Here is a 25,935-nt window from a genome sequence, read left to right as displayed (position 1 = left end):
GGTCAGGCCTCCACGGGCAGCGGCAGGGTGACGGCCACGGCGGTGCCCTGGCCCGGGTCGGACTCCACGGTGAACAGCCCGCCCAGCGACTCGGCGCGCGCCCGCATCGCGGGCAGGCCGAAGCCGCCGTCACCGGAGGCGGCGCCGGCGGGGTCGAAGCCCCGGCCGTCGTCGACCACGTCCAGGGTGACCGAGCTGTCCATGAAGGTCAGGGTGATCTCCGCCCGCCCGGCCCCCGCGTGCCGCACCACGTTGGCCAGCGCCGACTGGGCGATCCGCAGCAGGGCCACCTCGTACGGGGTGGGCAGCGCCCGCGGGGTGCCGCTGACGGAGAAGCGCACGCGCGGGCCCGGGGCCCCCGAGCACAGCCGCTCCAGCGCCGCAGCCAGCGAGCCGTGCTCCAGGTCCGGGGGAGTCAGGGCCCGTACGAAGCGGCGCGCCTCGGCGAGGTTGTCCTGTGCGGCCTCCCGGGCCCGGGCGATGTGCGCCAGCGCTCCCGCCGCGGAAGCCGCGGAAGCCGGGGACACGGCCGCCGCCGTGCCCGCCGCACCCGCGCCGGCGGGGGCGGACCCGGGCGCGCGGTCCGCCGGAGCGGGGCCGGTGCGGCCGCCCGAGGGGTCCTCCGAAAGCGCCCGCTCGGCCGCGCGCAGCAGCAGCTGGATGGAGGACAGGCCCTGGGCCAGGGTGTCGTGGATCTCCCGCGCGAGCCGCTCCCGCTCCGCGAGGATCCCCGCGCCCCGCTCGGCCGCCGCCAGCTCGGCCCGGGTGGCGATGAGCTCCTCGATCAGCTCGCGGCGGCGTTCGCTCTCGCGGTACAGCGCCTGGTAGCCCAGCACCGTGGCGACGGCCACCGCCCCGCCCAGCAGCGGCCCGAGGAAGGCCCCGGGGTTGACGGAGCCGGTGTGCGCCACGAAGCCGCCCACGGCCGCGCAGGCGGTGGCGGCGACGGAGGCCAGGGCCCAGCGCAGCCGCAGCAGGTGCAGTTCCAGGAAGTACAGCGGGAAGGCGATCCACACCCCCTCCGGGGAGACGGCCAGCAGCGCGGCCCACACGGCGCCCACCCCGGCCAGCCAGAGCGCGGCCGCGCGCGCCGAGCGGTGCACGGCGGGGGCGCGCACGCCCGCCGCGTAGACGGCGGCCAGCAGGGCGCCGAGGCCGATCACCCACCCGGCGTGCGGCGCGGAGTCGGCGACGGCCCGCGCGCACGCCAGTGCGAGCAGCCCGAGCAGCAGTGCGTGCAGGCACAGCCGCAGGACGCGGGTGACGGGGGTCAGGGAGCGGGAGGGCAGTGCGGCAGACATCGTCCGACCAGCGTAAGCGGGCGGTCCGGGGCCCCGGTCAACCAAAAGTTCGATGTCCGGGTGCCACCTTCGATAGCAGGATGCCAACCGTGGCGCGATGCTCCGGGCCCGCGTGCGACACCAAGGTGGGGGACATGTTCGTCGCATGGAGAGATCTACGGTTCGCCAAGGGCCGCTTCGCCCTCATGGGCTCGGTCGTACTGCTGATCACGCTGCTGGTCGGCCTGCTGTCGGGGCTCACCTCCGGACTGGCCCGGGAGAACATCTCGGCCGTCACCGGACTGCCCGCCTCGCGCCTGGCCTTCGCGGCGCCCGCCGGGGACCAGAAGGTCTCCTTCACCCAGTCCCAGCTGCCCGAGAGTGCCTGGAAGGCCTGGCGGGCGCAGCCCGGGGTCGAGGCCGCCCAGCCGCTCGGCATCCGCACCACCAACGCCGTCGCGGGCGGGCGCACCGCCGCCGTCTCCGTCTTCGGCGTCGAGCCGGCCGGCACGCTCGCACCCGCCGGGACGGGGCTCGGCCGGGGCCGGGTGGTCCTCACCGAGAAGGCGGCCGAAGAGCTCGGCGGGCCGACCGCCGGGGCCCGGGTCAGGATCGGCACGCTGGAGCTGACCGTCGCCGCCGTCTCGGGCACGGCCGCCTACAGCCACACCCCGGTCGTCTGGGCGGACCTGGACGACTGGCAGCGCGTCGGCAGCCCGGGCACCTCCCCGGACACCGTCGCCACCGTCATCGCCCTCGAAGGCTCCGGGGGAACGGACTGGGCGGCCGGCGACGCGGCGGCGGGCACGAAGGCCCAGACGATCGATGAGGCCCTGGGAGCCATAGGGTCCTACCAGGCCGAGAACGGCTCGCTCCAGCTGATGCGCGGCTTCCTCTTCGCCATCTCCGCCCTGGTCATAGGGGCCTTCTTCACCGTCTGGACGATCCAGCGCAGCGGCGACATCGCGGTGCTGAAGGCGCTGGGCGCCTCCACCCCGTACCTGCTGAAGGACGCCCTCGGCCAGGCCGTGGTGATGCTCGGGATCGGCACCGGGGCGGGCACCGCGCTCGCGGCCGGCATCGGCGCCCTGATCAGCGGCGGCGACGTGCCCTTCGTCCTGGACGCCGCCACCGTGCTGGCCCCCGCCGCGATCATGATCGTGCTCGGTGCGCTGGGCGCGGCCCTGTCCATCCGGCGGATCACCGCCGTCGACCCGCTGACCGCCCTGGGGAGCGCCCGATGACCCTGCTCGTTGACGAGGTCACCCTCACGTACCCCGACGGGGACGGCCGCCTCACCGCGCTCGACGCGGTGTCCCTGGAGGTGCCCGCGGGCTCCCTGACCGCGATCGTGGGGCCCTCCGGCTCCGGGAAGTCCAGCCTGCTGGCCGTGGCGGCCACTCTGGTCACCCCGGACTCGGGCCGGGTCGTGGTCGCGGGCCGGGACACCAGCCGGCTCGGGCCCGCCGAGAAGTCGGCGCTGCGCCGGGAGCGGATCGGCATCGTCTTCCAGCAGCCGAACCTGCTGGCCTCGCTTACCGCCGTCGAGCAGCTCCAGGTGATGGCCCACGTCTCGGGCCGCCCCTCCCGGCAGCTGCGCCGCCGCGCCCTGGAGCTGCTGGACGCGGTGGGCCTGGCCGACAAGGCCGGCAAGCGCCCGCACCAGCTGTCCGGCGGTCAGCGCCAGCGCGTGAACATCGCCCGGGCGCTGATGAACGAGCCCGACGTGCTGCTGGTCGACGAGCCGACCAGCGCCCTCGACCACGAGCGCGGCGCGGCGGTCCTCGACCTGCTGGTCGCCCTCACCCGGGAGCGGTCCACCGCCACGGTGCTGGTCACGCACGACCGCGCCCACCTGGACCGGATGGACCGTACGGCGACCATGGCCGACGGCCGCCTCACCCCCGGCGTGCGGCCCGCCGAGCCGTCCGCCGCGCCCGCTCCGGCGGCCTGAGCGCCCGTACGGGCGGCGTACGCGAGAGCCCCGGCCCGCCCCTCACAGGGGGAGGGGCGCCGGGGCTCTCGTCGTGGGCCGGGCCCGGCGCCTACGCCGGGGTCTGGCTCTGCAGGGCCACCGACAGTTCGGCGGCGACGCCCTGGAGGATCGGCACGAAGGACTCGGCCACCGCCTGCGTCACCCGGCCGGCCGGGCCGGAGATGGAGATCGCGGCGGCGGTCGGCGAGTCGGGCACCGACACGGCCAGGCAGCGGACCCCTATTTCCTGCTCGTTGTCGTCGACCGCGTAGCCCACCCGGCGGACCTGCTCCAGGGCCTCCAGGAAGCCCTCGGGGGTGGTGATGGTCTTCTCGGTCGCGGCGGGCATCCCCGTGCGCGCCAGCAGGGCGCGCACCTCGTCGGCCGGGGTGTGCGCGAGCAGGGCCTTGCCCACTCCGGTGGAGTGCGGCAGGACGCGGCGGCCGACCTCGGTGAACATGCGCATGGAGTGCTTGGACGGCACCTGGGCGACGTAGACGATCTCGTCGCCGTCGAGCAGGGCCATGTTCGCGGTCTCCCCGGTCTCCTCGACCAGACGGGCGAGGTAGGGGCGGGCCCAGGTGCCCAGCAGCCGCGACGCGGACTCGCCGAGGCGGATGAGGCGGGGGCCGAGGGAGTAACGTCGGTTGGGCTGCTGCCGGACGTACCCGCAGGCGACGAGGGTGCGCATCAGGCGGTGGATGGTCGGCAGCGGCAGGCCGCTGGCGGCCGAGAGCTCGCTGAGACCGACCTCGCCACCGGCATCGGCCATGCGTTCGAGCAGATCGAAGGCGCGCTCAAGGGACTGGACGCCACCGCCGCCGGCGGTGGGCTTGGCGGAAGCGTCGGTGGTGCTGGCGCTGGACGTCGGCACGGCGCGGTCCTTTCGGTGCTGGCAGGCAAGGAAGCAGCCTACCGGTCGGTCGGCGTCGGCCCTAGAGCCGGGCCCGCGCCGTCCTCGCCGGTCAGAGGTGGTTTGTCCTGGTGGTGGACGTCCTCGGGAAGTTACCCGCCCGATCCCCCGTGGTGGTAGCTACATTCTGGATAGTGAAATCTTAATTCCATCCTGTGGAAACATCCAATTGCGGTGAGAACGTGTCAGCAGTCCCTCCGGGCGCTCTTGACTGGCCCCGGATCGGGGTGAAGACTCCCTCAACAGAACGTTGAATTTCGCTCTGTGGAAGTAGATGGGGAGGTTCCGGTGGCCGACGTGGCTGTGGAACTGGTACTGCGCTCGACGCGCGTCATCACCCCCGAGGGGACGCGCGCCGCCTCGGTGGCCGTCGCCGGCGGGAAGATCGCGGCCGTGCTCGCGCACGACGCCGAGGTACCGGCCGGAGCCCGGCTGGAGGACTTCGGCGACGACGTCCTGCTCCCCGGTCTGGTCGACACCCACGTGCACGTGAACGACCCGGGCCGCACCGAGTGGGAGGGCTTCTGGACGGCCACCCGCGCCGCCGCGGCCGGTGGCATCACCACCATCCTCGACATGCCCCTGAACTCCCTGCCGCCGACCACCACGGTCGACAACCTCCGCGTCAAGCAGGAGGTCGCCCGGACCAAGGCGCACGTGGACGTCGGCTTCTGGGGCGGCGCCCTGCCGGACAACGTCAAGGACCTGCGCCCGCTGCACGACGCCGGCGTCTACGGCTTCAAGTGCTTCCTGTCGCCCTCCGGCGTCGACGAGTTCCCCCTGCTGGACCAGGAGCAGCTGGCCACCTCGCTCGCCGAGATCACCGGCTTCGGCGGCCTGCTGATCGTGCACGCCGAGGACCCGCACCACCTGGAGTCCGCGCCGCAGAACCCGGGCCCCAAGTACGCCGACTTCCTCGCCTCCCGCCCGCAGGACGCCGAGAACACCGCGATCCAGAACCTGATCGCCCAGGCGAAGCGGCTGAACGCCCGCGTGCACGTCCTGCACCTGTCCTCCGCCTCCGCGCTGCCGCTGATCGCCGCGGCCAAGGCCGAGGGCGTGCAGATCACGGTCGAGTCCTGCCCGCACTTCCTCACCCTCACCGCCGAGGAAGTCCCGGACGGCGCCACCGAGTTCAAGTGCTGCCCGCCCATCCGCGAGGCCGCGAACCAGGACGTCCTGTGGGACGCGCTCGCCGACGGCACCATCGACTGCATCGTCTCCGACCACTCGCCCTCCACCGCGGACCTGAAGACCGGCGACTTCGCCACCGCGTGGGGCGGCATCTCCTCCCTCCAGCTGGGCCTCCCCGCCATCTGGACCGAGGCGCGCCGACGCGGCCGCACCCTCGAAGAGGTCGCGCGCTGGATGTCCACGGCCCCGGCCGCGCTGGCGGGCCTGGCACAGAAGGGGGCCATCGAGGCCGGCCGTGACGCCGACTTCGCCGTCCTGGCCCCCGAAGAGACCTTCACCGTGGACCCGGCCGAGCTGCACCACCGCAACCAGGTCACGGCGTACGCGGGCAAGACCCTGCACGGCGTCGTGAAGTCCACCTGGCTGCGCGGCACGCAGATCGCCGACCACGGCACCCCGACCGAGCCCACGGGCCTCCTCCTCGAAAGGCAGAACTGACAGTGGCGATTCCCTCTTTCACCGGTAACGCGAACCCGTACGGGGGCGGCGACCCGTACGCGGACTACCGCACCGCGGAGTTCCCCTTCACCCAGTACGCGAACCTCGCCGCCCGAGAGCTGGGCGCCGGTGTCATCGCCGCCAACGACGAGTTCTTCGCCGAGCGCGAGAACCTGCTGATCGCCGAGGCCGGCCACTTCGACCCCGAGCACTTCGGGCACAAGGGCAAGGTCATGGACGGCTGGGAGACCCGCCGCCGCCGCGGCGTGTCCGCCGAGCAGCCCTGGCCGACCGCCGAGGACCACGACTACGCCCTGATCCGCCTCGGCGCCCCCGGCGTCATCCGCGGCATCGTCGTCGACACCGCCCACTTCCGCGGCAACATGCCGCAGGCCGTGTCCGTACAGGGCGCGTCCGTCGAGGGCTGCCCGACCGAGGCGGAGCTGCTCTCCGACGACGTCAAGTGGACGACCCTCGTCGAGCGCACCCCGGTCGGCGGCCACGCGGCCAACGGCTTCGAGGTCAACGTCGAGCAGCGCTTCACCCACCTGCGCCTGAACCAGCACCCGGACGGCGGCATCGCCCGCCTGCGCGTCTACGGCGAGGTGCGCCCCGACCCGAAGTGGCTGGCCGTGCTGGGCACCTTCGACGTCGTCGCCCTGGAGAACGGCGGCTCGGTCGAGGACGCGTCCAACCGCTTCTACTCCCCGCCGACCAACACCATCAACCCGGGCCGCTCCCGCAAGATGGACGACGGCTGGGAGACCGCCCGCCGCCGCGACAACGGCAACGACTGGATCCGCTACCAGCTCGTCGCCGAGTCCGAGATCCGCGCCGTGGAGATCGACACCGCCTACCTCAAGGGCAACTCGGCCGGCTGGGCCTCGCTGTCGGTCAAGACGGGCGAGGAGGGCGAGTGGACGGAGTTCCTGCCGCGCACCCGCCTGCAGCCCGACACCAACCACCGCTTCGTGCTGGACGCCCCGGCGGTCGGCACCCACGTGCGGATCGACATCTTCCCGGACGGCGGCTTCTCCCGCCTGCGCCTGTTCGGTTCGCTGACGGAGGCCGGCGCGGCCGCGCACGCCGCCCGTCACCAGGAGCTGGGCGGCTGATCCGCTCCGCCCCGTGACCCACCCCCGGGGGCCGACACCCCCGGGGCCCGGGCACAGCCCTGTGGGGGCGCACGGCGTACGCGGTGCGCCCCCACAGGGCTGTGCCCGGAGCCGTTCCCTCAGGCGGTGTGGCCGCCGTCCACCGAGAACTCCGCCCCGGTGACGTACGCCGAGTCCGGCCCGGCGAGGAAGGACACCATCGCGGCGACCTCCTCGGCGGTGCCGTAGCGCCCGAGCGCCGTCATCGCGCGCTGCGGGTCCGCGTACGGGCCGTCGGCCGGGTTCATGTCCGTGTCCGTCGGGCCCGGGTGGACCAGGTTGGCGGTGATGCCGCGCCCGCCCAGCTCGCGGGCGAGCGCCTTCGTCAGGCCCGTCATGGCCGCCTTGCTCATCGCGTACAGCGTGCCGCCGGGGCCGGGGACCCGGCCCACCATGCAGCTGCCGACGGTGACGATCCGCCCGCCGGGTCCCATGTGCCCGGCCGCGGCCTGCGCGGCCAGGAAGGCGCCCCGGACGTTGACGCCGAGGACCAGGTCCACCTCGGCGATGCCGAGCGCGTCGATCGGCCCGATGACCCCCACGCCGGCGTTGTTGACCAGGACGTCGAGCCGCCCCAGCGCCCGTACGGTCTCCTCCACCGCCGCCCGCGGGCCGTCGGCGGAGGCCGCGTCGGCCCGTACCGCCAGGCCTCTGCGGCCGAGGGCCTCGATCCCGCCGACGACCCCGGCCGCGGCGTCGGCGCCGCCCGCGTAGGTGAGCGCCACGTCGAAGCCGTCCTCGGCCAGCCGCAGCGCGGTGGCCGCTCCGATGCCCCGGCTGCCGCCCGTCACCAGGGCCACCGTGTTGCCGTTCATGTCGTTCCTCCCCGATCCGTTCCCCGTATTTGGTTGCGGGTTCAATGAAATCCGCGGGAGGCGGACGGCGCTGGCGGGAATCCGACCACGCGTTCACGCGCGCCGCACCGATGAGATCCGGCGCCGCCGGGAGTCTGAGGAGGAGAAGGGGCCGCGGGGCCCCGGCACGACACCGACACGACGCAAGGAGCACCGCGCCATGGGCAAGCTGACCCTCACCACCTTCCTGACCCTCGACGGAGTGATGCAGGCCCCCGGCGGACCCGACGAGGACCGCACCGGCGGGTTCGAGTACGGCGGCTGGCTCGTGCCCTTCGCGGACGAGGGCATGGGGGAGTTCGTGACCGAGCTCTTCGGCCGGGCCGAGGCCTTCCTCCTGGGACGCCGGACGTACGAGATCTTCGCCTCCTACTGGCCGCAGCACGACGACCCGGCCGACCCGGTCCCGAACAAGCTCAACCGGCTGCCGAAGTACGTCGCCTCCACCACCCTCAAGGACCCTGCCTGGGGCCCGGCCACCGTGGTGGACGGGGAGCAGCTCCAGTCGGAGATCGTCCGGATCAAGGACGCCATGGACGGCGAACTCCAGGTGCACGGCAGCGGACGGCTGGCCCAGTGGCTGCTCGCGCGCGACCTCGTCGACGAGCTGAACCTGCTGGTCTTCCCCGTCTTCCTCGGCGCGGGCCGGCGGCTGTTCCCCACCGGCGGCCTGCCCACCGCCTTCGAGCTGACCGCCTCCCGCACCACCGGCAGCGGTACCGCCATCCACACCTACCGCCCCACCGGCCGCGCCGCCTTCGGCACCTTCGCGGACTGAACGGGGCCGAGGGGCGGGGCGGGGCCGAAGGACGGGACGGCGGGCCCGGCCGCGCGGCGCGGGGCGGCGCCGGATATCCGGTCGACCGGGAAGATCGACTCGGCTACCGTGGCCCCGCACCCGTGCGAGCCGCCGCCGTCTCCACACCCTTCCCGCCGTCGGAGCCGCCCGGTGTCCACCCTCGCCGTCCCCGCGCCCGCCCTCGCCCCCCGCCGCGCCTGGCTCGCGGACCTGCCCGTGCTGCTCGTCGCCGTCGTCTGGGGCGGCAGCTACCTCGCGGCCAAGGGCATCACCACCACGCACACCGTGATCGCGGTCCTCGTGCTGCGCTTCGCCCTGGTGATCCCCGTGCTCGTGCTCGCCGGATGGCGGCGGCTGCGCGCGCTGAGCCCCGCCCAGCTGCGCGGCGCCGCCGCGCTGGGCCTCGTGCTCGGCGGGATCTTCCTGCTGGAGACCTACGGGGTGGTGCACACCTCCGCCACCAACGCCGGCCTGATCATCAGCCTGACCATGATCTTCACCCCGCTGGCCGAGTCCGCCGTACGCCGCCGGAAGCCGTCGGCCGCCTTCCTCGGGGCCGCCGCCGTCTCCGTCGCCGGGGTGGTGCTCCTGACCCAGGGCGCCGGGTTCACCGTGCCCGGCCTCGGGGACCTGCTGATCCTCGGAGCCGCCCTGGCCCGCACCCTGCACGTGCTGCTGATGGCGCGGATCAAGGCCGTCCAGGACGCCGACTCGCTCTCGCTGACCACCGTCCAGCTCGGCGCCGCCGTACTCGTCTTCGCCCTGCTCGCGGCCGTCCCCGGGACCGGAGACGGCCCCTGGGCGGCCGCCGCCGGCTTCGGGCCCGCCGAATGGGCCGGGCTCGCCTTCCTCTCCGTCTTCTGCACCCTCTTCGCCTTCTTCGTGCAGATGTGGGCCGTGCGCCGCACCTCGCCCTCCCGCGTCAGCCTGCTGCTGGGCACCGAACCGCTGTGGGCGGCCGCCGCGGGCATCGCGATCGGCGGCGAGCACCTCGGCGCCGCCGGCCTCGCCGGAGCCGCCCTCGTCCTCGCCGGCACCGCCTGGGGACGCCGCGCGGCGGGCTGAGGCCCGGGCCCGCGCCGTTTGGCCGGTAAACGGCTCCTGCGGACTTGATCACCGGGCCTACTGTGGCCCGCATGCCCGCCGGAGCCAGCACCCGCGCCCTACAGGTCCGGGAGCTCCTCCAGCCGTACGGGCCGGCGCTCCCGCCGGGAACGCTCGCAGGCCTCGGCCACCCGGAACGCGGCGAGCGCCTCCAGCCCGTCGCAGGGGTTGTCCCCCTCGCCGCGCACCAGCCGCACGAACGCCGCCAGCTCGGCCTCGTAGGCGGGGGCGAACCGCTCCAGGAACCCGGTCCACGGCTTGCTCGCCGGGGGCGGGCCGTGCGGCTCCGTCGAGGCGATCGGCGTACGGTCGTCCAGCCCCGAGGAGACCTGGTCCAGCTCCCCGGCCAGCTCCATCCGCACGTCGTACCCGGCGCCGTTGCAGCGGGTCCCGGTACTGCTGACGAGCGTCCCGTCGTCCAGGGTCAGTACGGCGGCCGCGGTGTCCACGTCCCCCGCCTCCCGGAACCGGGCCGGACCCCCGTCGGAGCCGGCCGCGTACACCTCGGCCACCTCGCGCCCGGTCACCCAGCGGACCATGTCGAAGTCGTGCACCAGGCAGTCCCGGTACAGGCCCCCGGAGGACGCCAGGTACTCGGCCGGCGGCGGGGACGGGTCGGCGGTCATCGTGCGCACCGTGTGCAGCCGCCCCAGGGCACCCGAACGGACCAGGTCCCGCGCGGTCCGGCAGCCCGCGTCGAAGCGCCGCATGAAGCCGACCTGGAGCAGCCCCCGGGCCGCCCCGACCTCGCGCAGCACGGCCAGGGTGCGGGCCAGGTCGGGGGCCAGCGGCTTCTCGCAGAACACCGGCAGTCCGCCGCGCACCGCCCGGACCACCAGGTCGGCGTGGCCCTCCGTGGCACAGGCCACCACCACGGCGTCCACGCCCCAGGTGAAGACCTGGTCGACCGCCGGAGCGGCGGTGGCCCCCAGCCGGTCCGCGAGCCGCGCGGCCCGCCCGACGTCGGCGTCGGCGAGCAGCAGCGAGCCGGCGTCCGGGTGGCGGGCCAGTGCGGCCGCGTGGAAGGAGCCGATCCGGCCCGTTCCGATCAGCCCGATGCGCATGCACTCAACGTGACCCCGTACGGGGGACCTGTCAATCTGCCCGGGCATGCCCCGATGACCCTTCATGGTCCACTGTGGCGGATACTGGGCGGCTGAAACCGTAATGACCGATTGATGACGGACGAGGGAAGGGCACGGGGACGTGGCTAGGGTTCGGACAGGGGTACGCGTCGTCGGCGCCGTGCTCGCGGCGGTACTGGGGGCCTCCCTCGCGGGCTGCAGCAGCACGGGCGGCAAGCGCGCCGAGGAACGGGCGAAGGCCGCGGAGGCGGGCCGGCCCGCCGTGTCCACGCCGCGCTGGACCTTCGCGATGGTCACCCACGCGGGCGACGGCGACACCTTCTGGGACATCGTGCAGAAGGGCGCCAAGGAGGCCTCGGCGAAGGACAACATCAACTTCGTCTACTCCCACGACGACCAGGCGCAGCAGCAGGCCCAGTTCGTGCAGAACGCCATCGACCAGAAGGTCGACGGGATCATCGTCAGCCTCGCCAAGCCCGAGGCCCTCAAGGACGTCATCGGCAAGGCCGTCAAGGCCGGGATCCCGGTGGTCACGGTCAACTCCGGCTCCGCCCAGTCCGCCGAGTACGGGGCGCTCACCCACATCGGGCAGGACGAGGAGATCGCCGGCGAGGCCGTCGGCACCGAGCTGACCAAGCGCGGGAAGAAGAAGGCCGTCTGCGTCCTGCACGAGCAGGGCAACGTGGGCCACGAGCAGCGCTGCGCCGGCGCGAAGAAGACCTTCGGCGGCTCCATGGAGAACCTGTACGTCGAGGGCACCAACATGCCCTCCGTCCAGGCCGCCATCCAGGCCAAGCTCCAGGCGGACCCCTCCGTCGACTCCCTCGTGACCCTCGGCGCGCCCTTCGCCCCCACCGCCGTCAAGGCGAAGGACGCGGCGGGCAGCAAGGCCGAGGTCGACACCTTCGACCTGAACGAGTCCGTCGCCCGCGACCTGAAGTCCGGGGCGCTGGGCTTCGCCGTGGACCAGCAGCCCTACCTCCAGGGCTACGAGGCCGTGGACCTGCTGTGGCTCTACCGCTACAACGCGGACGTCCTCGGCGGCGGCCGCCCGGTGCTGACCGGCCCGCAGATCGTCACCGCGGCCGAGGCGGCCAAGCTGGAGGAGTACATCAAGCGGGGCAGCCGATGAGCACCCCCGCCGCCCCCGCCGCGGACGAACGGCTCGCGCCCACCTCGTACGTCCGGCGGCTGCTGGGCCGCCCCGAGCTGGGCGCGGTCGTCGGCGCCGCCGCCGTCTTCGTCTTCTTCTGCTTCGCCGCGGACAGCTTCCTGAAGCCCTCCAGCCTGAGCACGGTCCTGTACTCGGCCTCCACGATCGGCATCATGGCGGTCCCGGTGGCCCTGCTGATGATCGGCGGCGAGTTCGACCTCTCCGCCGGCGTCATGGTCACCACCTCGGCGCTGTTCAGCTCGATGTTCAGCTACCAGATGACCGCCAACGTCTGGGTCGGCGTACTCGTCTCCCTGCTGGTCACCCTGGCCATCGGCTTCTTCAACGGGTTCATGCTGACCCGCACCAAGCTGCCGAGCTTCATCATCACGCTCGGCACCTTCCTGATGCTGACCGGCCTGAACCTCGGCTTCACCAAGCTGATCAGCGGCTCGGTCTCCACCAAGACCATCGCCGACATGGAGGGCTTCTCCTCCGCCCGCGCCCTGTTCGCCTCGCAGTGGAACGTCGGCTCGGTCACCCTCAAGGTCACCATCCTGTGGTGGCTGGCGCTGGTCGCCGTCGCCACCTGGATCCTGCTGCGCACCCGGGCCGGCAACTGGATCTTCGCCGTCGGCGGCGGTGCCGACGCGGCCCGCGCCACCGGCGTCCCGGTGGTCAAGACCCGCATCGGCCTCTACATGGGGGTCGCGCTGTGCGCCTGGATCTCCGGGCAGCACATCCTCTTCTCCTTCGACGTCGTCCAGTCCGGCGAGGGCGTGGGCAACGAGTTCCTCTACATCATCGCGGCCGTCATCGGCGGCTGTCTGATGACCGGCGGCTACGGCTCGGCGATCGGCTCGGCCGTCGGCGCCTTCATCTTCGGCATGACCAGCAACGGCATCGTCTACGCGCAGTGGAACCCGGACTGGTTCAAGTTCTTCCTGGGCGCCATGCTGCTGCTCGCCACGCTGCTGAACGCATGGGTCCGCAAGCGGGCGGAGGCGCGGGCATGAGCACGCCACTGGTGAAGCTGACCGACGTCAGCAAGTACTACGGCAACATCCGCGCCCTCCAGGGCGTCTCCCTGGAGGTGTCGGCCGGCGAGATCACCTGCGTGCTCGGCGACAACGGCGCCGGCAAGTCCACCCTCATCAAGATCATCGCGGGGCTGCACCGGCACGACGCCGGCAGCTTCGAGATCGAGGGCGTCGAGACCGTGCTCGCGAACCCGCGCGCCGCCCTCGACCACGGCATCGCCACCGTCTACCAGGACCTGGCCGTCGTCCCCCTCATGCCGGTCTGGCGGAACTTCTTCCTCGGCTCCGAGCCCACCAAGGGGCGCGGCCCCTTCCGCCGCCTCGACGTGGAGTTCATGCGCGAGACCACCCGCACCGAGCTGCTGCGCATGGGCATCGACCTGCGCGACGTCGACCAGCCCATCGGCACCCTCTCCGGCGGCGAGCGGCAGTGCGTGGCCATCGCCCGCGCCGTCTACTTCGGCGCGAAGGTCCTCGTCCTGGACGAGCCCACCGCCGCCCTCGGCGTCAAGCAGTCCGGCGTCGTCCTCAAGTACGTCGCCGCCGCCCGCGACGCGGGCCTCGGAGTGGTCCTCATCACCCACAACCCGCACCACGCCCACCTCGTCGGGAACCGCTTCGTGCTCCTCAAGCGCGGTGCCATGGCGGGCAGCCACACCCGCGACTCGATCACCCTGGACGAGCTCACCCGGCAGATGGCGGGCGGCTCGGAGCTGGACGAGCTGAGCCACGAGCTGGAGCGGGTGGCAGAATCAGGGGCGACCACCCCATCCGATCAGGCCACCGACAGGGACGAAACGACTCGATGAGCACGTACCGGGACTTCACGCTCGCCCACCGGGGGGCGGCGCGAGGCACCGTCCTGCGGACCGTCGGGACCCGTGAGCGCCGCTCGCTGCGCACCGCCCCGCGCGTCCCGACCGTCGGCATCGACATCGGCGGCACCAAGGTCATGGCCGGCGTGGTCGACGCCGACGGGGTCATCCTGGAGAAGATCCGCACCGAGACCCCGGACAAGTCCAAGAGCCCCAAGGTCGTCGAGGACACCATCGTCGAGCTGGTCCTCGACCTCTCCGACCGGCACGACGTGCACGCCGTGGGCATCGGCGCCGCCGGCTGGGTCGACGCCGACCGCTCCCGCGTGCTGTTCGCCCCGCACCTGGCCTGGCGCGACGAGCCGCTGCGCGACGCCCTCCAGTCCCGGCTCGCGGTCCCGGTCATGGTGGACAACGACGCCAACACCGCCGCCTGGGCCGAATGGCGCTTCGGCGCCGGCCGGGGCGAGGACCACCTCGTCATGATCACCCTGGGCACCGGCATCGGCGGCGCCATCCTGGAGGGCGGCCAGGTCAAGCGCGGCCGCTACGGGGTGGCCGGAGAGTTCGGCCACATGCAGGTGGTCCCCGGCGGGCACCGCTGCCCCTGCGGCAACCGCGGCTGCTGGGAGCAGTACAGCTCCGGCAACGCCCTGGTCCGCGAGGCCCGCGAGCTGGCCGCCGCCGACTCCCCGGTCGCGTACAACATCATCGCCAGGGTCGGCGGCAACGTCCACGAGATCACCGGCCCCCTCATCACCGAGCTCGCCCGCGAGGGCGACGCCATGTGCGTCGAGCTCCTCCAGGACATCGGCCAGTGGCTCGGCGTGGGCATCGCCAACCTCGCCGCCGCCCTGGACCCCTCCTGCTTCGTCATCGGCGGCGGCGTCAGCGCCGCCGACGACCTGCTGATCGGCCCCGCCCGGGACGCCTTCCGCCGCCACCTCACCGGCCGCGGCTACCGCCCCGAGGCCCGCATCGCCAAGGCCCAGCTCGGCCCCGAGGCCGGCATGGTCGGCGCCGCCGACCTCGCCCGGCTCGTCGCCCGCCGCTTCCGCCGCGCCACCCGCCGGCGCGTCGAGCGGCACGAGCGCTACGCGCAGCTGGGCCGGCGCGGCGCCGCGGGCCCCACGGAACCCAAGGATCGGGAACAGCAGTGACACCGCCCTCCCTGCCCCGCCAGGCCTCCTCCCCCGAAGCGGGCGGTACGCAGCCGCCCACCGCCGAGGAGCGCGAGGACCGCCGGCACACCGTACGGCGCCGCTGGGTCACCGCGATCATCATCGTGCTGCTCATCGGGGTCCCGGCGGGCTACCTGTTCGTCTCGGCCCAGCAGAGCCGCGAGAGCGGCCGGGACAAGGCCGCCCGGATCGGCGCGGTCAAGGTGCGCACCGACTGGCCCTCCAAGGTGCAGCGCGGCATCTACGAGGTGCCGGTCCCGATGATGGCCTCCCACGTCGGCTACCTGGAGACCAACAACTGGCACACCAGCCGGCTGTACGTGCAGTTCCAGGTGACCCCCGCGGAACTGGACGCGTTCCTGGCCGGCGTGGGCACGAGCAGGGACGCCCTGACCCCCGGGGTGTCGGTCTCCGACCGCGACGCCAAGGTTGCCGGCTGGAGCTGGAGCCCGACGCACGCGTGGTCCGGGGTCACCCTGGAGGCCGAGGACCCCCGCCCCACCCGCGACATCACGGTCGACTCGACCAACCCGTCGGCCCCCCGCGTCTACGTCGTCTCCACCACCGTGCCGTAGGCCGTGTCCCGCCCCGGCCCCCGGCCTATGGTTGGGATCATGAAGCTCACCAAACGGCTGCACTCCTGCGTCCAGTTGGAGAAGGACGGGCGCGTGCTCGTCATCGACCCCGGCGCCTTCAGCGAACCGGACGCCGGCCTCGGGGCGGACGTCCTGCTGGTCACGCACGAGCACCCCGACCACTTCGAAGAGGGCCGGCTGCGCGCGGCGCTCGATGCGAACCCGGCCGCCGCCCTGTGGACCCTGCGCAGCGTCGCGGACCGGCTGGCCGCGGCCTACCCGGGCCGGGTGCACACGGTCGGCCACGGCGACGCCTTCACCGCCGCCGGCTTCGAGGTCCAGGTCCACGGCGAGCTGCACGCCGTGATCCACCCCGACGTCCCGCGGGTCACGAACGTCGGCTACCTCGTGGAGGGCTCCCTCTTCCACCCCGGCGACGCGCTGACCGTGCCCGGTGTCCCGGTGGAGACGCTGATGCTGCCGGTGCACGCGCCGTGGAACAAGATCGCCGAGGTGATCGACTACGTCCGCGAGGTCAAGCCGGCCCGGGCGATCGACATCCACGACGCCTACCTCGCCGACATCGCCCGGCCCATCTACGACACGGCCCTCGGCAACCTCGGCGGCGCCCCGCACAGCCGCCTCGGCGCAGGTGAGAGCGCCGTGCTCTGACTGTCGGTGCCGGGCGGTAGGTTGGTGTGCATGCGTATCGCCACGTACAACGTCAACTCGATCACCGCCCGGCTGCCGCGCCTGCTGGCCTGGCTGGAGAGCTCCGGCACGGACGTCCTGTGCATCCAGGAGACCAAGTGCTCCGCGGAGCAGTTCCCCGCCGCGGAGCTGCGCGAGCTGGGCTACGAGTCGGTCGTCAACGCCACCGGCCGGTGGAACGGCGTGGCCCTGCTCTCCCGCGTCGGCCTGGAGGACGTCGTGGTCGGGCTGCCCGGCGGCCCCGACTACGAGGGCGTCCAGGAGCCCCGCGCCATCTCCGCCACCTGTGGCGGGGTGCGCGTCTGGTCCGTGTACGTGCCCAACGGCCGCGAGGTCGAGCACGACCACTACGGCTACAAGCTGAACTGGTTCGGCGCCCTGACCACCGCCATCGCCGAGGACGCGGCGGGCACCCGCCCCTTCGCGGTCCTGGGCGACTTCAACGTGGCGCCGACGGACGAGGACGTGTACGACCCGGCGGTCTTCGAGGGCCTCACGCACGTCACCCCGGCCGAGCGGGCCGCCCTGGAGGCCCTGCGCACCGCCGGGCTCGCCGACGTCATGCCGCGCGCGCTCAAGTACGACCGGCCGTACACCTTCTGGGACTACCGCCAGCTCGCCTTCCCCAAGAACCGGGGCATGCGCATCGACCTGGTGTACGGGAACGAGCCCTTCGCGAAGGCGGTCAAGGACGCCTACGTCGACCGCGAGGAGCGCAAGGGCAAGGGTGCCTCCGACCACGCCCCGGTCGTCGTCGACCTGGACGTCTAGAACGACGTCCGCCCGCCTTCCGGGGCGAAGTCCGGAAGGCGGGCGGATCAAGGCGCGCCCTGTGGCCAGCCGGGGATCCTGGTGCCAGGCTGGTCGATATGAACATCCCTTTCCTGGCCAACTGGCTGAACCGGCACGAAGCGGAACAGGGTGCGGGGCTCGCCGCCGCCCTCGCGGATGATCCCGAGGGCGTCGCCGAGCTGTTCTCGGAGTGCGAGATGCTGCGTTCCCAGGCGAGGGCGGCCGGGCTGGAACTCGACCAGACCCCGGCCTCGTTGGAGGACCTGGACCAGCTGATGCCGCGCTGGCGCCGGGACCCGGAGGCCGTGCCCTGGCTGGGCAACGACGCCGGCTTCTACCTCGGGACCGTGATCGTGCGCAGCCTCCCGGGGGCCCGCTGGCAGGTCTGGCCCAACGGCCGGCCGGTGATCCGGCTGGAGTCCGGGCGGGAGCTCGACGTGATCGGGTCGGGGCTGTCCTGGGCGATGACCGGCTCCCCGGAGCTCAGTCAGGCCTACGCCGAGGCCTCGGAGGGCTGAACGAAGGGCCTCCACAGGTCAATGTACGCCAATGTACTTTATGTACCTTTTTGGCGTGTCGAGGTGAAGTCCCCCCGACGGCTGGATAGTTTGCGCTGACCTCGACACACCGACAAGTGGGCAGGGCAGCGTATGGCCGTCGATCCGTTGATCGAGCTGCGGAACGTCAACAAGCACTACGGGAAGTTGCACGTCCTCCAGGACATCAACCTCACCGTCGGCCGCGGGGAGGTGGTGGTGATCATCGGGCCCTCCGGGTCCGGCAAGTCCACCCTCTGCCGAACGATCAACCGGCTGGAGACCATCGAGTCCGGCACCATCACCCTCGACGGCCGCCCCCTGCCCGCCGAGGGCAAGGAACTGGCGGGCCTGCGCGCCGAGGTCGGCATGGTCTTCCAGTCCTTCAACCTCTTCGCGCACAAGACCGTCCTGGCCAACGTCTCGCTCGCCCAGGTCAAGGTGCGGGGGCGCAAGAGGGAGGAGGCCGACAAACGCTCCCGGGAGCTCCTGGACCGGGTGGGCCTCGCCAGCCAGGCCGACAAGTTCCCCGCCCAGCTCTCCGGCGGCCAGCAGCAGCGCGTGGCCATCGCCCGCGCCCTCGCCATGAACCCCAAGGCGCTCCTCTTCGACGAGCCCACCTCCGCCCTCGACCCGGAGATGATCAACGAGGTGCTGGAGGTCATGCAGCAGCTCGCCCGCGACGGGATGACCATGGTCGTGGTCACCCACGAGATGGGATTCGCCCGCTCCGCCGCGAACCGCGTCGTCTTCATGGCCGACGGCCGGATCATCGAGGACCGCACCCCGGAGGCCTTCTTCACCGCCCCCGAGAGCGACCGCGCCCGGGACTTCCTCTCCAAGATCCTCAAGCACTGAGGGGCGGCCCGATGAAGCACACCCTGCGCGCCCTCGCCCTGGCCGCGCTGCTCCTCGCGACCGCCGCCTGCGGCAAGTCCGGCAGCCCCCCGGTCAAGGGCCCCCAGCCCGAGGACCTGCCCGTCTACAAGGTCGACACCGGCTTCTCGCTGCCCCAGTCGCGCACCTGGGAGAAGGCGAAGAAGCGCGGCCGCCTCGTGGTCGGCGTCAAGGAGGACCAGCCGTACATGGGGGAGAAGGACCCCGCGAGCGGCCGCTACTCCGGGTTCGACGTCGAGATCGCCAAGATGATGGCGGCCTCGCTCGGCTTCGACCCGGGGACCATCGAGTTCAAGACCATCGCCTCCGCCAACCGCGAGACCGCCCTGCAGAACGGCCAGATCGACTACTACGTGGGCACCTACACGATCAACGACAACCGGAAGAAGCAGGTCGGCTTCGCGGGGCCCTACTTCATGGCCGGCCAGTCCCTGCTCGTCCGCAGGAACGAGAAGGACATCAAGGGCCCCGAGGACCTCGCCGGCAAGAAGGTCTGCTCCGCCGCCGGCTCCACCCCCTACCAGCGGCTCCAGCGGGAGTTCCCCGAGGCCGTGCTCGTCGCCTACGACACCTACTCGGTCTGCGTGGACAACCTGCTGACCTACCAGGTCGACGCCGTCTCCACCGACGACTCCATCCTCCTCGGCTACGCCGCCAAGGTCCCCGAGGAGCTCAAGGTCGTCGGCAAGCCCTTCTCCAAGGAGCCCTACGGCATCGGCGTCCCCCGCGGCGACAACGCCCTGCGCCTCGCCCTCGACGACGCGCTGGAGGCGGACGAGAAGAACGGCGACTGGAAGAAGGCCTACGAGGCCACCCTCGGCCTCTCCGGCCAGCCCGCCCCCCAGCCGCCCGCCATCGACCGCTACCCGGCGGGCTGAAGGGAGAGCGCACCCCATGAACGTACTCACCGAGAACTTCGCGCTCTACGGCAAGGGATTCCTCGGCACCGTGGAGCTGACCGTCTACGCCTCGCTCGTCGCCCTGGTCCTCGGCTTCCTGATGGCCTCCTTCCGCGTCGCGCCCGTCGGCTCCTTCCGGGTCTTCGGCACGGTCTGGGTGACCGTGCTGCGCAACACCCCGCTCACCCTGCTCTTCTTCGCCGTCCTGCTGGGACTGCCGCGCTTCGGGCTGGTCCTGCCCTTCCAGCTGTTCGCCGTCCTCGCGCTCGGCTGCTACACCTCGGCCTTCATCTGCGAGGCGCTGCGCTCCGGCATCAACACCGTGCCCAAGGGGCAGGGCGAGGCCGCGCGCAGCCTGGGCATGTCCTTCGGGCAGACCCTGGGCACGGTGGTGCTGCCGCAGGCCTTCCGCTCCGTCATCCCGCCCATCGGCTCGACCCTGATCGCCCTCGCGAAGAACTCGGCGATCGCCGGCGCCTTCAGCGTCACCGAGCTGCTGGGCACGTACAAGACCCTGAACGAGCTGGGCTACAGCATCATCTGGACCTTCGTCTGGATCGCCGTCGGCTACCTGATCATCACCCTGTCCATCAGCGCGGTCTTCAACGTGCTGGAGAAGCGCTACGGAGTCGCCCGATGACCGCGCACGCGCTCCACGGGGACCTGGGGTCCACCGCCCTCTACGACCTGCCCGGACCCCGGGCCCAGCGCCGCCACTTCCTCTACGGGATCGCCTCGACGGTGGTGATCCTCGGCCTGCTGGCCTGGATCCTCTACCTGCTCTTCGACACCGACCAGTTCACCGCCGCCAAGTGGAGCCCCTTCGAGTACGAGGGCATCCAGGAACTGCTGCTCAGGGGGCTCGGCAACACCCTGAAGGCCTTCGCTTACGCCTCGGTGCTCTCGCTGGCGCTGGGCGCGGTGCTGGCGACCGGCAGGCTCTCGGTGCACCGTCCGGTGCGCTGGGCGGCCACGCTGTGCGTGGAGTTCTTCCGGGCCATGCCGGTCCTGGTGATGATCTTCTTCATCTTCGTGGCGCTGAAGGTCCAGCCGCTGCCCGCCCTGGTGGCGGGGCTGACCCTGTACAACGGGTCGGTGCTCGCCGAGGTCTTCCGTACGGGCGTCAACGCCGTGGAGAAGGGCCAGCGCGAGGCGGCGTACGCGCTCGGCATGCGCAAGACGCAGGTGATGACCTTCGTGCTGGCACCGCAGGCGGTCCGGGCGATGCTGCCCACGATCATCAGCCAGCTGGTGGTGGCCCTGAAGGACACCTCGCTCGGCTTCCTGATCACCTACGAGGAGTTCCTGCACGCGGGCAAGCTGATCGCCTCCAACCTGGACTACGACCTGCCCTTCATCCCGGTCGTGATGATCATCTCGCCGATCTACATCGGCATGTGCATGCTGCTGTCCTGGTTCGCCACCTGGGTCGCGCGGCGCGAGCGGCGCAGCCTGAAGACCAGGGCCGTCGAGGTCGCGCCCGCCGAACCGGGCACGCTGCTGCCGGGGAGATAGACGCCCCCCGGCAGCGGCCGCGGATCACTGTTCGCGCAGCGGCACCGAGACGTACGAGGGATCGGTGCGCGGCGAGGAGAAGGTCAGCTGCGCGCCGGCGGGGTTGTGCTCGATGTAGAGCGGGTCGACCGTGTCGACGACGAGGGCCAGGCGGTGGCCCGCGGGCACGTCGTAGGCGGTGGAGAAGAGGTCCAGGTCGACCCCGAAGGACTGCCCGGGGGCCTTCCCGTGGAAGGTGTACGGGGCGTTGCTGACGAGCTTGCCGATGCCGAGCGGGCCCACGTCGTAGAGGTAGGCGACGAAGGTGCCGTCCCCCTTGGTGGGGGTGACGGTGGTGTGCAGGCGTACGGTGCCCCGGATCCGGCGCTCCTCCTCGTGGCGGGGGGACTGCCAGACGGCGGCGAAGGCGCGGGGGAGCAGCGGGATCGAGGCGGTCGGCGGGGCCTTGGCGAACTGGTCGAGGACGCTGGAGAGGAAGAGGATCCCGCCGTTGGCGCCGGAGTCGACGTTGGCCCAGACGTGCTCGCTGTCGGCGAGGGGGAGCTTCTCGGTGCCGCCGGACCCGACCGACTTCCAGTCGGCGTAGCCCTCGTACCCCTCGGTGCTGCGGGACTTGATCTGGACCGGGGCCTCGGCGTCGACCCCGTTGCGCTCGCCCTTGAGGTAGCGGTCGAACCAGCGGTGGGCGTTGGTCCAGGTGTCGTTGGGCAGGCCGAGCAGGCCGGTGGCCTCGGCGGTGGCGTGGTCGCCGGGGCGGAACTCCAGGCGCTTGGGGCCGGTGAGCTTCTCGAAGAAGTCCGCGTACTGGTTCGGCGGGAAGATGGTGTCGCCCCAGGCGTTGCCCAGCATGATGGCGGCGCCGTTGGCGTTGATCCGGCCGACCTGCTCGGAGGCGGAGCGCTTCTTCCCCCACTCGATCATCGCCTGCTCGTTCTCCAGCTTCGAGCCGAGGAAGTCGCCGAGGATCTGCTGGAGTTCGGGGCCGGGGCGGCCGGTGAGGAAGCCGGCGGCGCCGAGCATGCCGGCGGCCTGGAGGTGCTGGGTGCGGCCGGAGTAGATGGACTCGATGAGGTCGGCCCAGCCGCTGAGGGCCACCACGGCCTTGACGCGCGGGTCGTGCGCGGAGGCCAGCAGGCTGATGCCCGCCCCGTACGAGACCCCGCCCAGGCCGATCCGGCCCGGGTCGGCGGGGGCGTTGGCGAGGGCCCAGTCGATGACGGCGGAGACGTCGGCGATGTCCGCCGGTCCGGCGGTCTCGATCTGCCCGCCGGAGAGCCAGAAGCCGCGGGAGGTGTAACTCACCACGACGTAGCCGGAGTCGGCGAGCTGCTTGGCCTGGGCGATGTATTCGATCTGCGGCATGCCCCAGCTCGTGGGGAGCACGATCAGCGGGTACTTCCGGCCGGGTTCGGCGCCGGCCGGGGTGAAGACGTTGCCCTTGAGCGTGATGCCGCCGGAGCCGGGGATGTCGTGGAAGCGCACCTGCGAGGAGGCGTCGGTCTGCGAGGTGGCGGCGGCGGGGGCCGCCTGGGCCTGATGGGGGGACAGGCCCAGGGCGGCCGCCGCGAGCAGTGCGGCCGCGGCCGCTGCGGTGGTGGGGCGGGTTCTCATCGATCGCTCCTCGCGTGCGCCGGTGTCCGAAAGTGACCCGACGGTAACGGGAGGGGCTTACTCAAGGTAACCCGTGAGTAAGTTACGTAGCGGTAACAATTGAGGAGGGGTCAGCGGCCGCCCCTGCGGTCAGCCCTGCTGGGTGCCGCCGCCGGCCAGGGCGCTCTTCGCCTTCCACTGGTCCCACGAGAGGTTCCACTCGCCGTACCCGTTGCCGAGTTCGGCGTTGCCCTTGGAACCGCTGCCGACCACCTCGAAGGGGTCGCCGACCTGCACCCGCTCGTAGAAGGACTTGGCCTCGGCGTCGCTCATGCCCACGCAGCCCGAGCTGGAGTTGACGCGGCCGAAGTTGGCGGCGTTCCAGGGCGCGGCGTGCGCGTACATGCCCGACCAGGTGAGCCGCATCGAGTAGTCGACCATCTTGTCGTAGGAGTCGCCCAGGCCCACCGTCTGGGAGTCCATCCGGATGGTGCCCTCCTTCGACATCAGCACCATCTTCCCGGACCAGGAGGCCTTCTGGCCGCCGGGCGTGCCCGCCGAGACCGGGATGGTCTTCACGGTCTGGCCGTCCTCGGTCACCGTCATCTTCTTGGTGTCCAGGCTGACCTCCATCCGGCGGTCCTTGCCTATCTTGAACTCGGTGTTGTAATCGCGTGCGAAGAGCCCACCGCCGGATCCGGAGTCCACGCCATTCAGCTTCATGTCGACCTTCACGTCGGTTCCGGACTTCCAGTACTCCTTCGGCCGCCAGTCCACCCGGTCCTTGCCGGAATAGTCCTTGAACCAGCCCCAGGAACCCTCGGCGTTGTCCGAGGTGGTGACCTTCAGCTGCTTCTCGACCTCGGCCTTGTTCTTCACCGGATTGTCGAAGACCAGCGAGACGGGCATCGCGACGCCCACCGTGCTGCCCTTCGGGATGTTGATGGAGACCTTGTTCACCTTGTCCGCGGGCGAGGTCTTGAACTGGGTGCTCGCGCTCTGGCTGGAGGTGTTCTGCGCCTCGACCTTGTAGTCGGTGCCGGGGGAGGCGTTGCGCTCCGAGGTCCAGGTCCGGCCGTCGGCGGATATCTGCCCCGCCAGCTCCCCGCCCTTGCCGTCGGTGACCTTGACCAGGGAGAACTTGCCGTCGGCGAGGGTCACCTTCACCGGCTCGCCGGCCTTGACCTGGTCGCCGGCGAGGTTCACCGAGATCGCCATGTCCGGGCCCTTCTCCGTCCCGCCGCCCTTGCCGTCGGCGCCCGCCTTCCCGCCGGAGTCACCGCCCCCGCAGGCGCTGAGCGCGAGGGTGAGCAGCGCGGTGCCCGCCAGCATCGCGTGACGGGTGCGGCGGCGCGGAAGCGCGGTGCGGCGTGTACGGCTCAACGAAAACCCCTCCGAAACAACGGTCGTCCACAGGTAAGGAGCGAATGCGGCCACATTAGGTTGCGCATTCGCCGGAAAAACTCCCCGGGGTCGTTGTGACATGGGCCGCAGCGGAACTGTTGCCATCCGGTCACATTCGGGAGGGCCTTGCGGAATCCGGCCGTCCGGAATCCTGTCGCCCGGAATTGGCCAACGGCCGCCTCCGGGGCGGGAAAAGGACCTTCCGCACCGGGACGCGGGCCAAAGGACCCTACCGGCAGCCGAATTCGCCCGGCCCCGGCGGCCGGGTTACCCTCCACCTTCGGCTCGGCGAAGGGAAGGACCCCGATGTACGGATCCACCAGCAGCGCGGCACCGGGCGCGGCCCCCACGGGCCCGCCGCCGCCGGAACCGGCCCCCGCGACGGCGGCGTCCGCGACCCCGGCGAAGACCTCGGTGCTGCGCAGCGGCGCGCTGATGGCGGCCGGCTCCGTCGTCTCCCGCGCCACCGGATTCGTCCGCTCCGCCGTGGTCCTCGCCGCGCTGGGCGCCGGGTTCCTCGGTGACGGCTACACCGTCGCCAACACGGTCCCGAACATCATCTACATGCTGCTCATCGGCGGCGCCCTCAACGCCGTCTTCGTCCCCGAGCTGGTCCGCGCCGCCAAGGAGCACCGCGACGGCGGCGCCGCGTACACCGACCGGCTGCTGACCGCCTGCACCGCGGCCCTCCTCGCGCTCACCGCCGCCGCCGTCCTCGCCGCGCCGCTCGTCGTCGACGCGTACACCCCCGCCTCCTACACGGACGCCCAGCGCGCCACGGTCGTCGCCCTGGCCCGCTTCTGCCTCCCGCAGATCCTCTTCTACGGGCTGTTCACCCTGCTCGGCCAAGTGCTCAACGCACGCGGCCGGTTCGGCGCGATGATGTGGACCCCGGTCCTCAACAACATCGTCATCATCGGCGTCTTCGGCTTCTTCCTGTACGCCTCCGGCGGCGGCCGCGACGCCCTCGACGCCGCCGACACCCGGCTGCTGGGCATCGGCACCACCGCCGGGATCGTCGTCCAGGCCCTCGCCCTCGTCCCCTCCCTGCGCGCCGCCCGCTTCCGCTGGCGCCCCCGCTTCGACTGGCGCGGCAGCGGCCTCACCCGCCCCCTGCGCAACGCGGGCTGGCTGGTCGTGCTCGTCCTCAGCAACCAGATCGCCTACTGGGTGGTGACCAAGCTGTCCACCACCGTCGGCGACCGGGCACCCGGCTTCGGCTACGCCGCCTACACCAGCGCCTACCAGCTGTGGATCGTCCCCCAGGGCATCATCACCGTCTCCCTCGTCACCGCCCTCATGCCCCGGATGAGCTCGGCGGCCGCCGACGGCGACCTCACCGCCGTCCGCGAGGACGTCTCGTACGCACTGCGCTCCAGCGCCGCCCTCGTGGTCCCCGCCGCCGCGCTCTTCGCCGCCCTGGCCCCCTGGGTGATGGACTGCGTCTCCGGATACGGCAAGGTCACCGCCGCCGAGGTCGGGGCCATGGCCGGCATGCTCGCCGCCTTCGCCCCCGGCCTGATCGCCTACTCCGCCCAGTACGTGCTCGCACGCGGCTTCTACGCCCTCTCCGACACCCGCACCCCCTTCTTCCTCAACCTGGTCATCGTCGCCCTCAACGCCGGACTGTCCTACGCCGCCTACCTGCTCCTGCCGGAGCGCTGGGCCGTCACCGGCATGGCCGCGGCCACCTCCCTCGCCTTCGTCGGGGGCGCCGCCGTCACCGCGTACGCCCTCTCCCGGCGGCTCGGCCCGCGCCGGAGGGCCCGCGCCACCGCCCTCGCCACGCACCTGCGGCTGCTCGCCGCCTGCCTGCCCGCCGCCGCGGCCGCGTACGGTGCCGCCCGCGCCGCCGACGGCACCGGTTCCTTCGCCGCCGCCGGCGCGGGAACCGCCGCGCTGGCCCTGGTCGTCGTACTCCTCGCCCGGCCGCTGCGCCTGGCCGAGATCACCGACCTGCTGGACTCCCTGCGCCGGAAGGTCGGCCGATAGCGGGAGGAACCCACATGAACCACCCTGGAATACTGACCG

25 protein-coding genes are annotated in these 25,935 nt (G+C 72.2%); 19 read left to right on the top strand and 6 right to left on the bottom strand.

All coding sequences use genetic code 11. The features are described 5' to 3' along the window. Window positions 1-2: 2 nt before the first annotated feature. Window positions 3-1,301, bottom strand: coding sequence for a sensor histidine kinase (locus OG553_RS05415; protein WP_405977876.1), 1,299 nt, complete (start codon window positions 1,299-1,301; stop codon window positions 3-5). Window positions 1,302-1,435: 134 nt separating this feature from the next. On the opposite strand from OG553_RS05415, the gene OG553_RS05410 reads away from it, so the two are divergent. Then, window positions 1,436-2,524 carry an ABC transporter permease gene (locus OG553_RS05410; RefSeq protein ID WP_405977875.1) on the top strand — a complete coding sequence of 363 codons (1,089 nt, stop codon included), beginning with the start codon at window positions 1,436-1,438 and terminating at the stop codon, window positions 2,522-2,524. Next, complete coding sequence (locus OG553_RS05405) at window positions 2,521-3,234, top strand: ABC transporter ATP-binding protein (protein ID WP_405977874.1); 714 nt, start codon at window positions 2,521-2,523, stop codon at window positions 3,232-3,234. The genes OG553_RS05410 and OG553_RS05405 overlap by 4 nt, the downstream gene beginning before the upstream one ends. Window positions 3,235-3,325: 91 nt before the next feature. On the opposite strand, the gene OG553_RS05400 is transcribed toward OG553_RS05405, so the two are convergent. Continuing rightward, a complete protein-coding gene (locus tag OG553_RS05400) occupies window positions 3,326-4,129 on the bottom strand; it encodes an IclR family transcriptional regulator (RefSeq protein ID WP_007267406.1) in 804 nt (267 codons plus the stop codon). A 336-nt stretch (window positions 4,130-4,465) separates the two neighbouring features. Here OG553_RS05400 and allB point away from each other — a divergent pair, with 336 nt between their 5' ends. Next, window positions 4,466-5,800 (top strand): allantoinase AllB, encoded by a 1,335-nt coding sequence (allB, locus tag OG553_RS05395; protein WP_405982964.1) that lies wholly within the window; start codon window positions 4,466-4,468, stop codon window positions 5,798-5,800. 2 nt (window positions 5,801-5,802) lie between these two features. Further along, entirely contained in the window at window positions 5,803-6,915 is a 1,113-nt protein-coding gene (gene alc, locus OG553_RS05390) for an allantoicase (protein ID WP_405977873.1), read from the top strand. A 119-nt stretch (window positions 6,916-7,034) separates the two neighbouring features. Here the strand turns inward: alc and OG553_RS05385 are convergent, their stop codons facing one another. Then, complete coding sequence (locus OG553_RS05385; RefSeq protein WP_405977872.1) at window positions 7,035-7,769, bottom strand: SDR family oxidoreductase; 735 nt, start codon at window positions 7,767-7,769, stop codon at window positions 7,035-7,037. Between the two features lie 199 nt (window positions 7,770-7,968). On the opposite strand from OG553_RS05385, the gene OG553_RS05380 reads away from it, so the two are divergent. Next, window positions 7,969-8,586, top strand: coding sequence for a dihydrofolate reductase family protein (locus tag OG553_RS05380; RefSeq protein WP_405977871.1), 618 nt, complete (start codon window positions 7,969-7,971; stop codon window positions 8,584-8,586). Between the two features lie 171 nt (window positions 8,587-8,757). Further along, on the top strand, window positions 8,758-9,672 hold the full coding sequence (locus OG553_RS05375; RefSeq protein ID WP_405977870.1) for a DMT family transporter: 915 nt from the start codon (window positions 8,758-8,760) through the stop codon (window positions 9,670-9,672). A 98-nt stretch (window positions 9,673-9,770) separates the two neighbouring features. Here OG553_RS05375 and OG553_RS05370 read toward each other — a convergent pair whose 3' ends face one another. After that, the gene (locus OG553_RS05370) at window positions 9,771-10,775 is read right to left on the bottom strand and encodes a Gfo/Idh/MocA family oxidoreductase (RefSeq protein ID WP_405977869.1); all 1,005 of its coding nucleotides are present in this window, start codon (window positions 10,773-10,775) and stop codon (window positions 9,771-9,773) included. 142 nt (window positions 10,776-10,917) lie between these two features. On the opposite strand from OG553_RS05370, the gene OG553_RS05365 reads away from it, so the two are divergent. The 12 genes from OG553_RS05365 (at window position 10,918) to OG553_RS05310 (ending at window position 20,910) form a co-directional block, all read left to right on the top strand. Continuing rightward, entirely contained in the window at window positions 10,918-11,928 is a 1,011-nt protein-coding gene (locus OG553_RS05365) for a sugar ABC transporter substrate-binding protein (protein ID WP_405977868.1), read from the top strand. Continuing rightward, on the top strand, window positions 11,925-12,965 hold the full coding sequence (locus tag OG553_RS05360) for an ABC transporter permease (RefSeq protein WP_405977867.1): 1,041 nt from the start codon (window positions 11,925-11,927) through the stop codon (window positions 12,963-12,965). The genes OG553_RS05365 and OG553_RS05360 overlap by 4 nt, the downstream gene beginning before the upstream one ends. Further along, window positions 12,962-13,798 carry an ATP-binding cassette domain-containing protein gene (locus OG553_RS05355; protein ID WP_405977866.1) on the top strand — a complete coding sequence of 279 codons (837 nt, stop codon included), beginning with the start codon at window positions 12,962-12,964 and terminating at the stop codon, window positions 13,796-13,798. The genes OG553_RS05360 and OG553_RS05355 overlap by 4 nt, the downstream gene beginning before the upstream one ends. Continuing rightward, on the top strand, window positions 13,795-14,964 hold the full coding sequence (locus OG553_RS05350) for an ROK family glucokinase (RefSeq protein WP_405977865.1): 1,170 nt from the start codon (window positions 13,795-13,797) through the stop codon (window positions 14,962-14,964). The genes OG553_RS05355 and OG553_RS05350 overlap by 4 nt, the downstream gene beginning before the upstream one ends. After that, window positions 14,961-15,560: a hypothetical protein gene (locus tag OG553_RS05345; RefSeq protein ID WP_405977864.1), complete on the top strand. Its 600-nt coding sequence runs from the start codon at window positions 14,961-14,963 to the stop codon at window positions 15,558-15,560. The genes OG553_RS05350 and OG553_RS05345 overlap by 4 nt, the downstream gene beginning before the upstream one ends. Window positions 15,561-15,599: 39 nt before the next feature. After that, window positions 15,600-16,232, top strand: a complete 633-nt coding sequence (locus OG553_RS05340) for an MBL fold metallo-hydrolase (protein WP_405977863.1) — start codon at window positions 15,600-15,602, stop codon at window positions 16,230-16,232. 30 nt (window positions 16,233-16,262) lie between these two features. Then, window positions 16,263-17,042, top strand: a complete 780-nt coding sequence (locus tag OG553_RS05335; protein WP_405977862.1) for an exodeoxyribonuclease III — start codon at window positions 16,263-16,265, stop codon at window positions 17,040-17,042. Between the two features lie 98 nt (window positions 17,043-17,140). Next, the gene (locus OG553_RS05330; RefSeq protein WP_405977861.1) at window positions 17,141-17,581 is read left to right on the top strand and encodes a DUF6278 family protein; all 441 of its coding nucleotides are present in this window, start codon (window positions 17,141-17,143) and stop codon (window positions 17,579-17,581) included. 132 nt (window positions 17,582-17,713) lie between these two features. After that, complete coding sequence (locus OG553_RS05325; RefSeq protein WP_405977860.1) at window positions 17,714-18,457, top strand: amino acid ABC transporter ATP-binding protein; 744 nt, start codon at window positions 17,714-17,716, stop codon at window positions 18,455-18,457. Between the two features lie 11 nt (window positions 18,458-18,468). Beyond that, complete coding sequence (locus OG553_RS05320; protein ID WP_405977859.1) at window positions 18,469-19,374, top strand: glutamate ABC transporter substrate-binding protein; 906 nt, start codon at window positions 18,469-18,471, stop codon at window positions 19,372-19,374. A gap of 16 nt (window positions 19,375-19,390) precedes the next feature. After that, window positions 19,391-20,035, top strand: a complete 645-nt coding sequence (locus OG553_RS05315) for an amino acid ABC transporter permease (RefSeq protein ID WP_405977858.1) — start codon at window positions 19,391-19,393, stop codon at window positions 20,033-20,035. Beyond that, complete coding sequence (locus OG553_RS05310; protein ID WP_405977857.1) at window positions 20,032-20,910, top strand: amino acid ABC transporter permease; 879 nt, start codon at window positions 20,032-20,034, stop codon at window positions 20,908-20,910. Before OG553_RS05315 ends, OG553_RS05310 begins: the two co-directional genes overlap by 4 nt. Window positions 20,911-20,934: 24 nt before the next feature. Here OG553_RS05310 and OG553_RS05305 read toward each other — a convergent pair whose 3' ends face one another. Further along, window positions 20,935-22,521 carry a CocE/NonD family hydrolase gene (locus OG553_RS05305; RefSeq protein WP_405977856.1) on the bottom strand — a complete coding sequence of 529 codons (1,587 nt, stop codon included), beginning with the start codon at window positions 22,519-22,521 and terminating at the stop codon, window positions 20,935-20,937. A 129-nt stretch (window positions 22,522-22,650) separates the two neighbouring features. Further along, window positions 22,651-23,832 carry an Ig-like domain-containing protein gene (locus tag OG553_RS05300; RefSeq protein ID WP_405982963.1) on the bottom strand — a complete coding sequence of 394 codons (1,182 nt, stop codon included), beginning with the start codon at window positions 23,830-23,832 and terminating at the stop codon, window positions 22,651-22,653. Between the two features lie 378 nt (window positions 23,833-24,210). On the opposite strand from OG553_RS05300, the gene murJ reads away from it, so the two are divergent. Next, on the top strand, window positions 24,211-25,896 hold the full coding sequence (gene murJ, locus OG553_RS05295) for a murein biosynthesis integral membrane protein MurJ (RefSeq protein WP_405977855.1): 1,686 nt from the start codon (window positions 24,211-24,213) through the stop codon (window positions 25,894-25,896). The last annotated feature ends 39 nt before the right edge of the window (window positions 25,897-25,935 follow it).

Origin of the sequence: Streptomyces sp. NBC_00158, assembly GCF_045160885.1 — a bacterium.
Classification (GTDB): domain Bacteria; phylum Actinomycetota; class Actinomycetes; order Streptomycetales; family Streptomycetaceae; genus Streptomyces.
The sequence above is the reverse complement of the archived record's forward strand: the minus strand, read 5'-3'. Positions and strand labels throughout refer to the sequence as shown.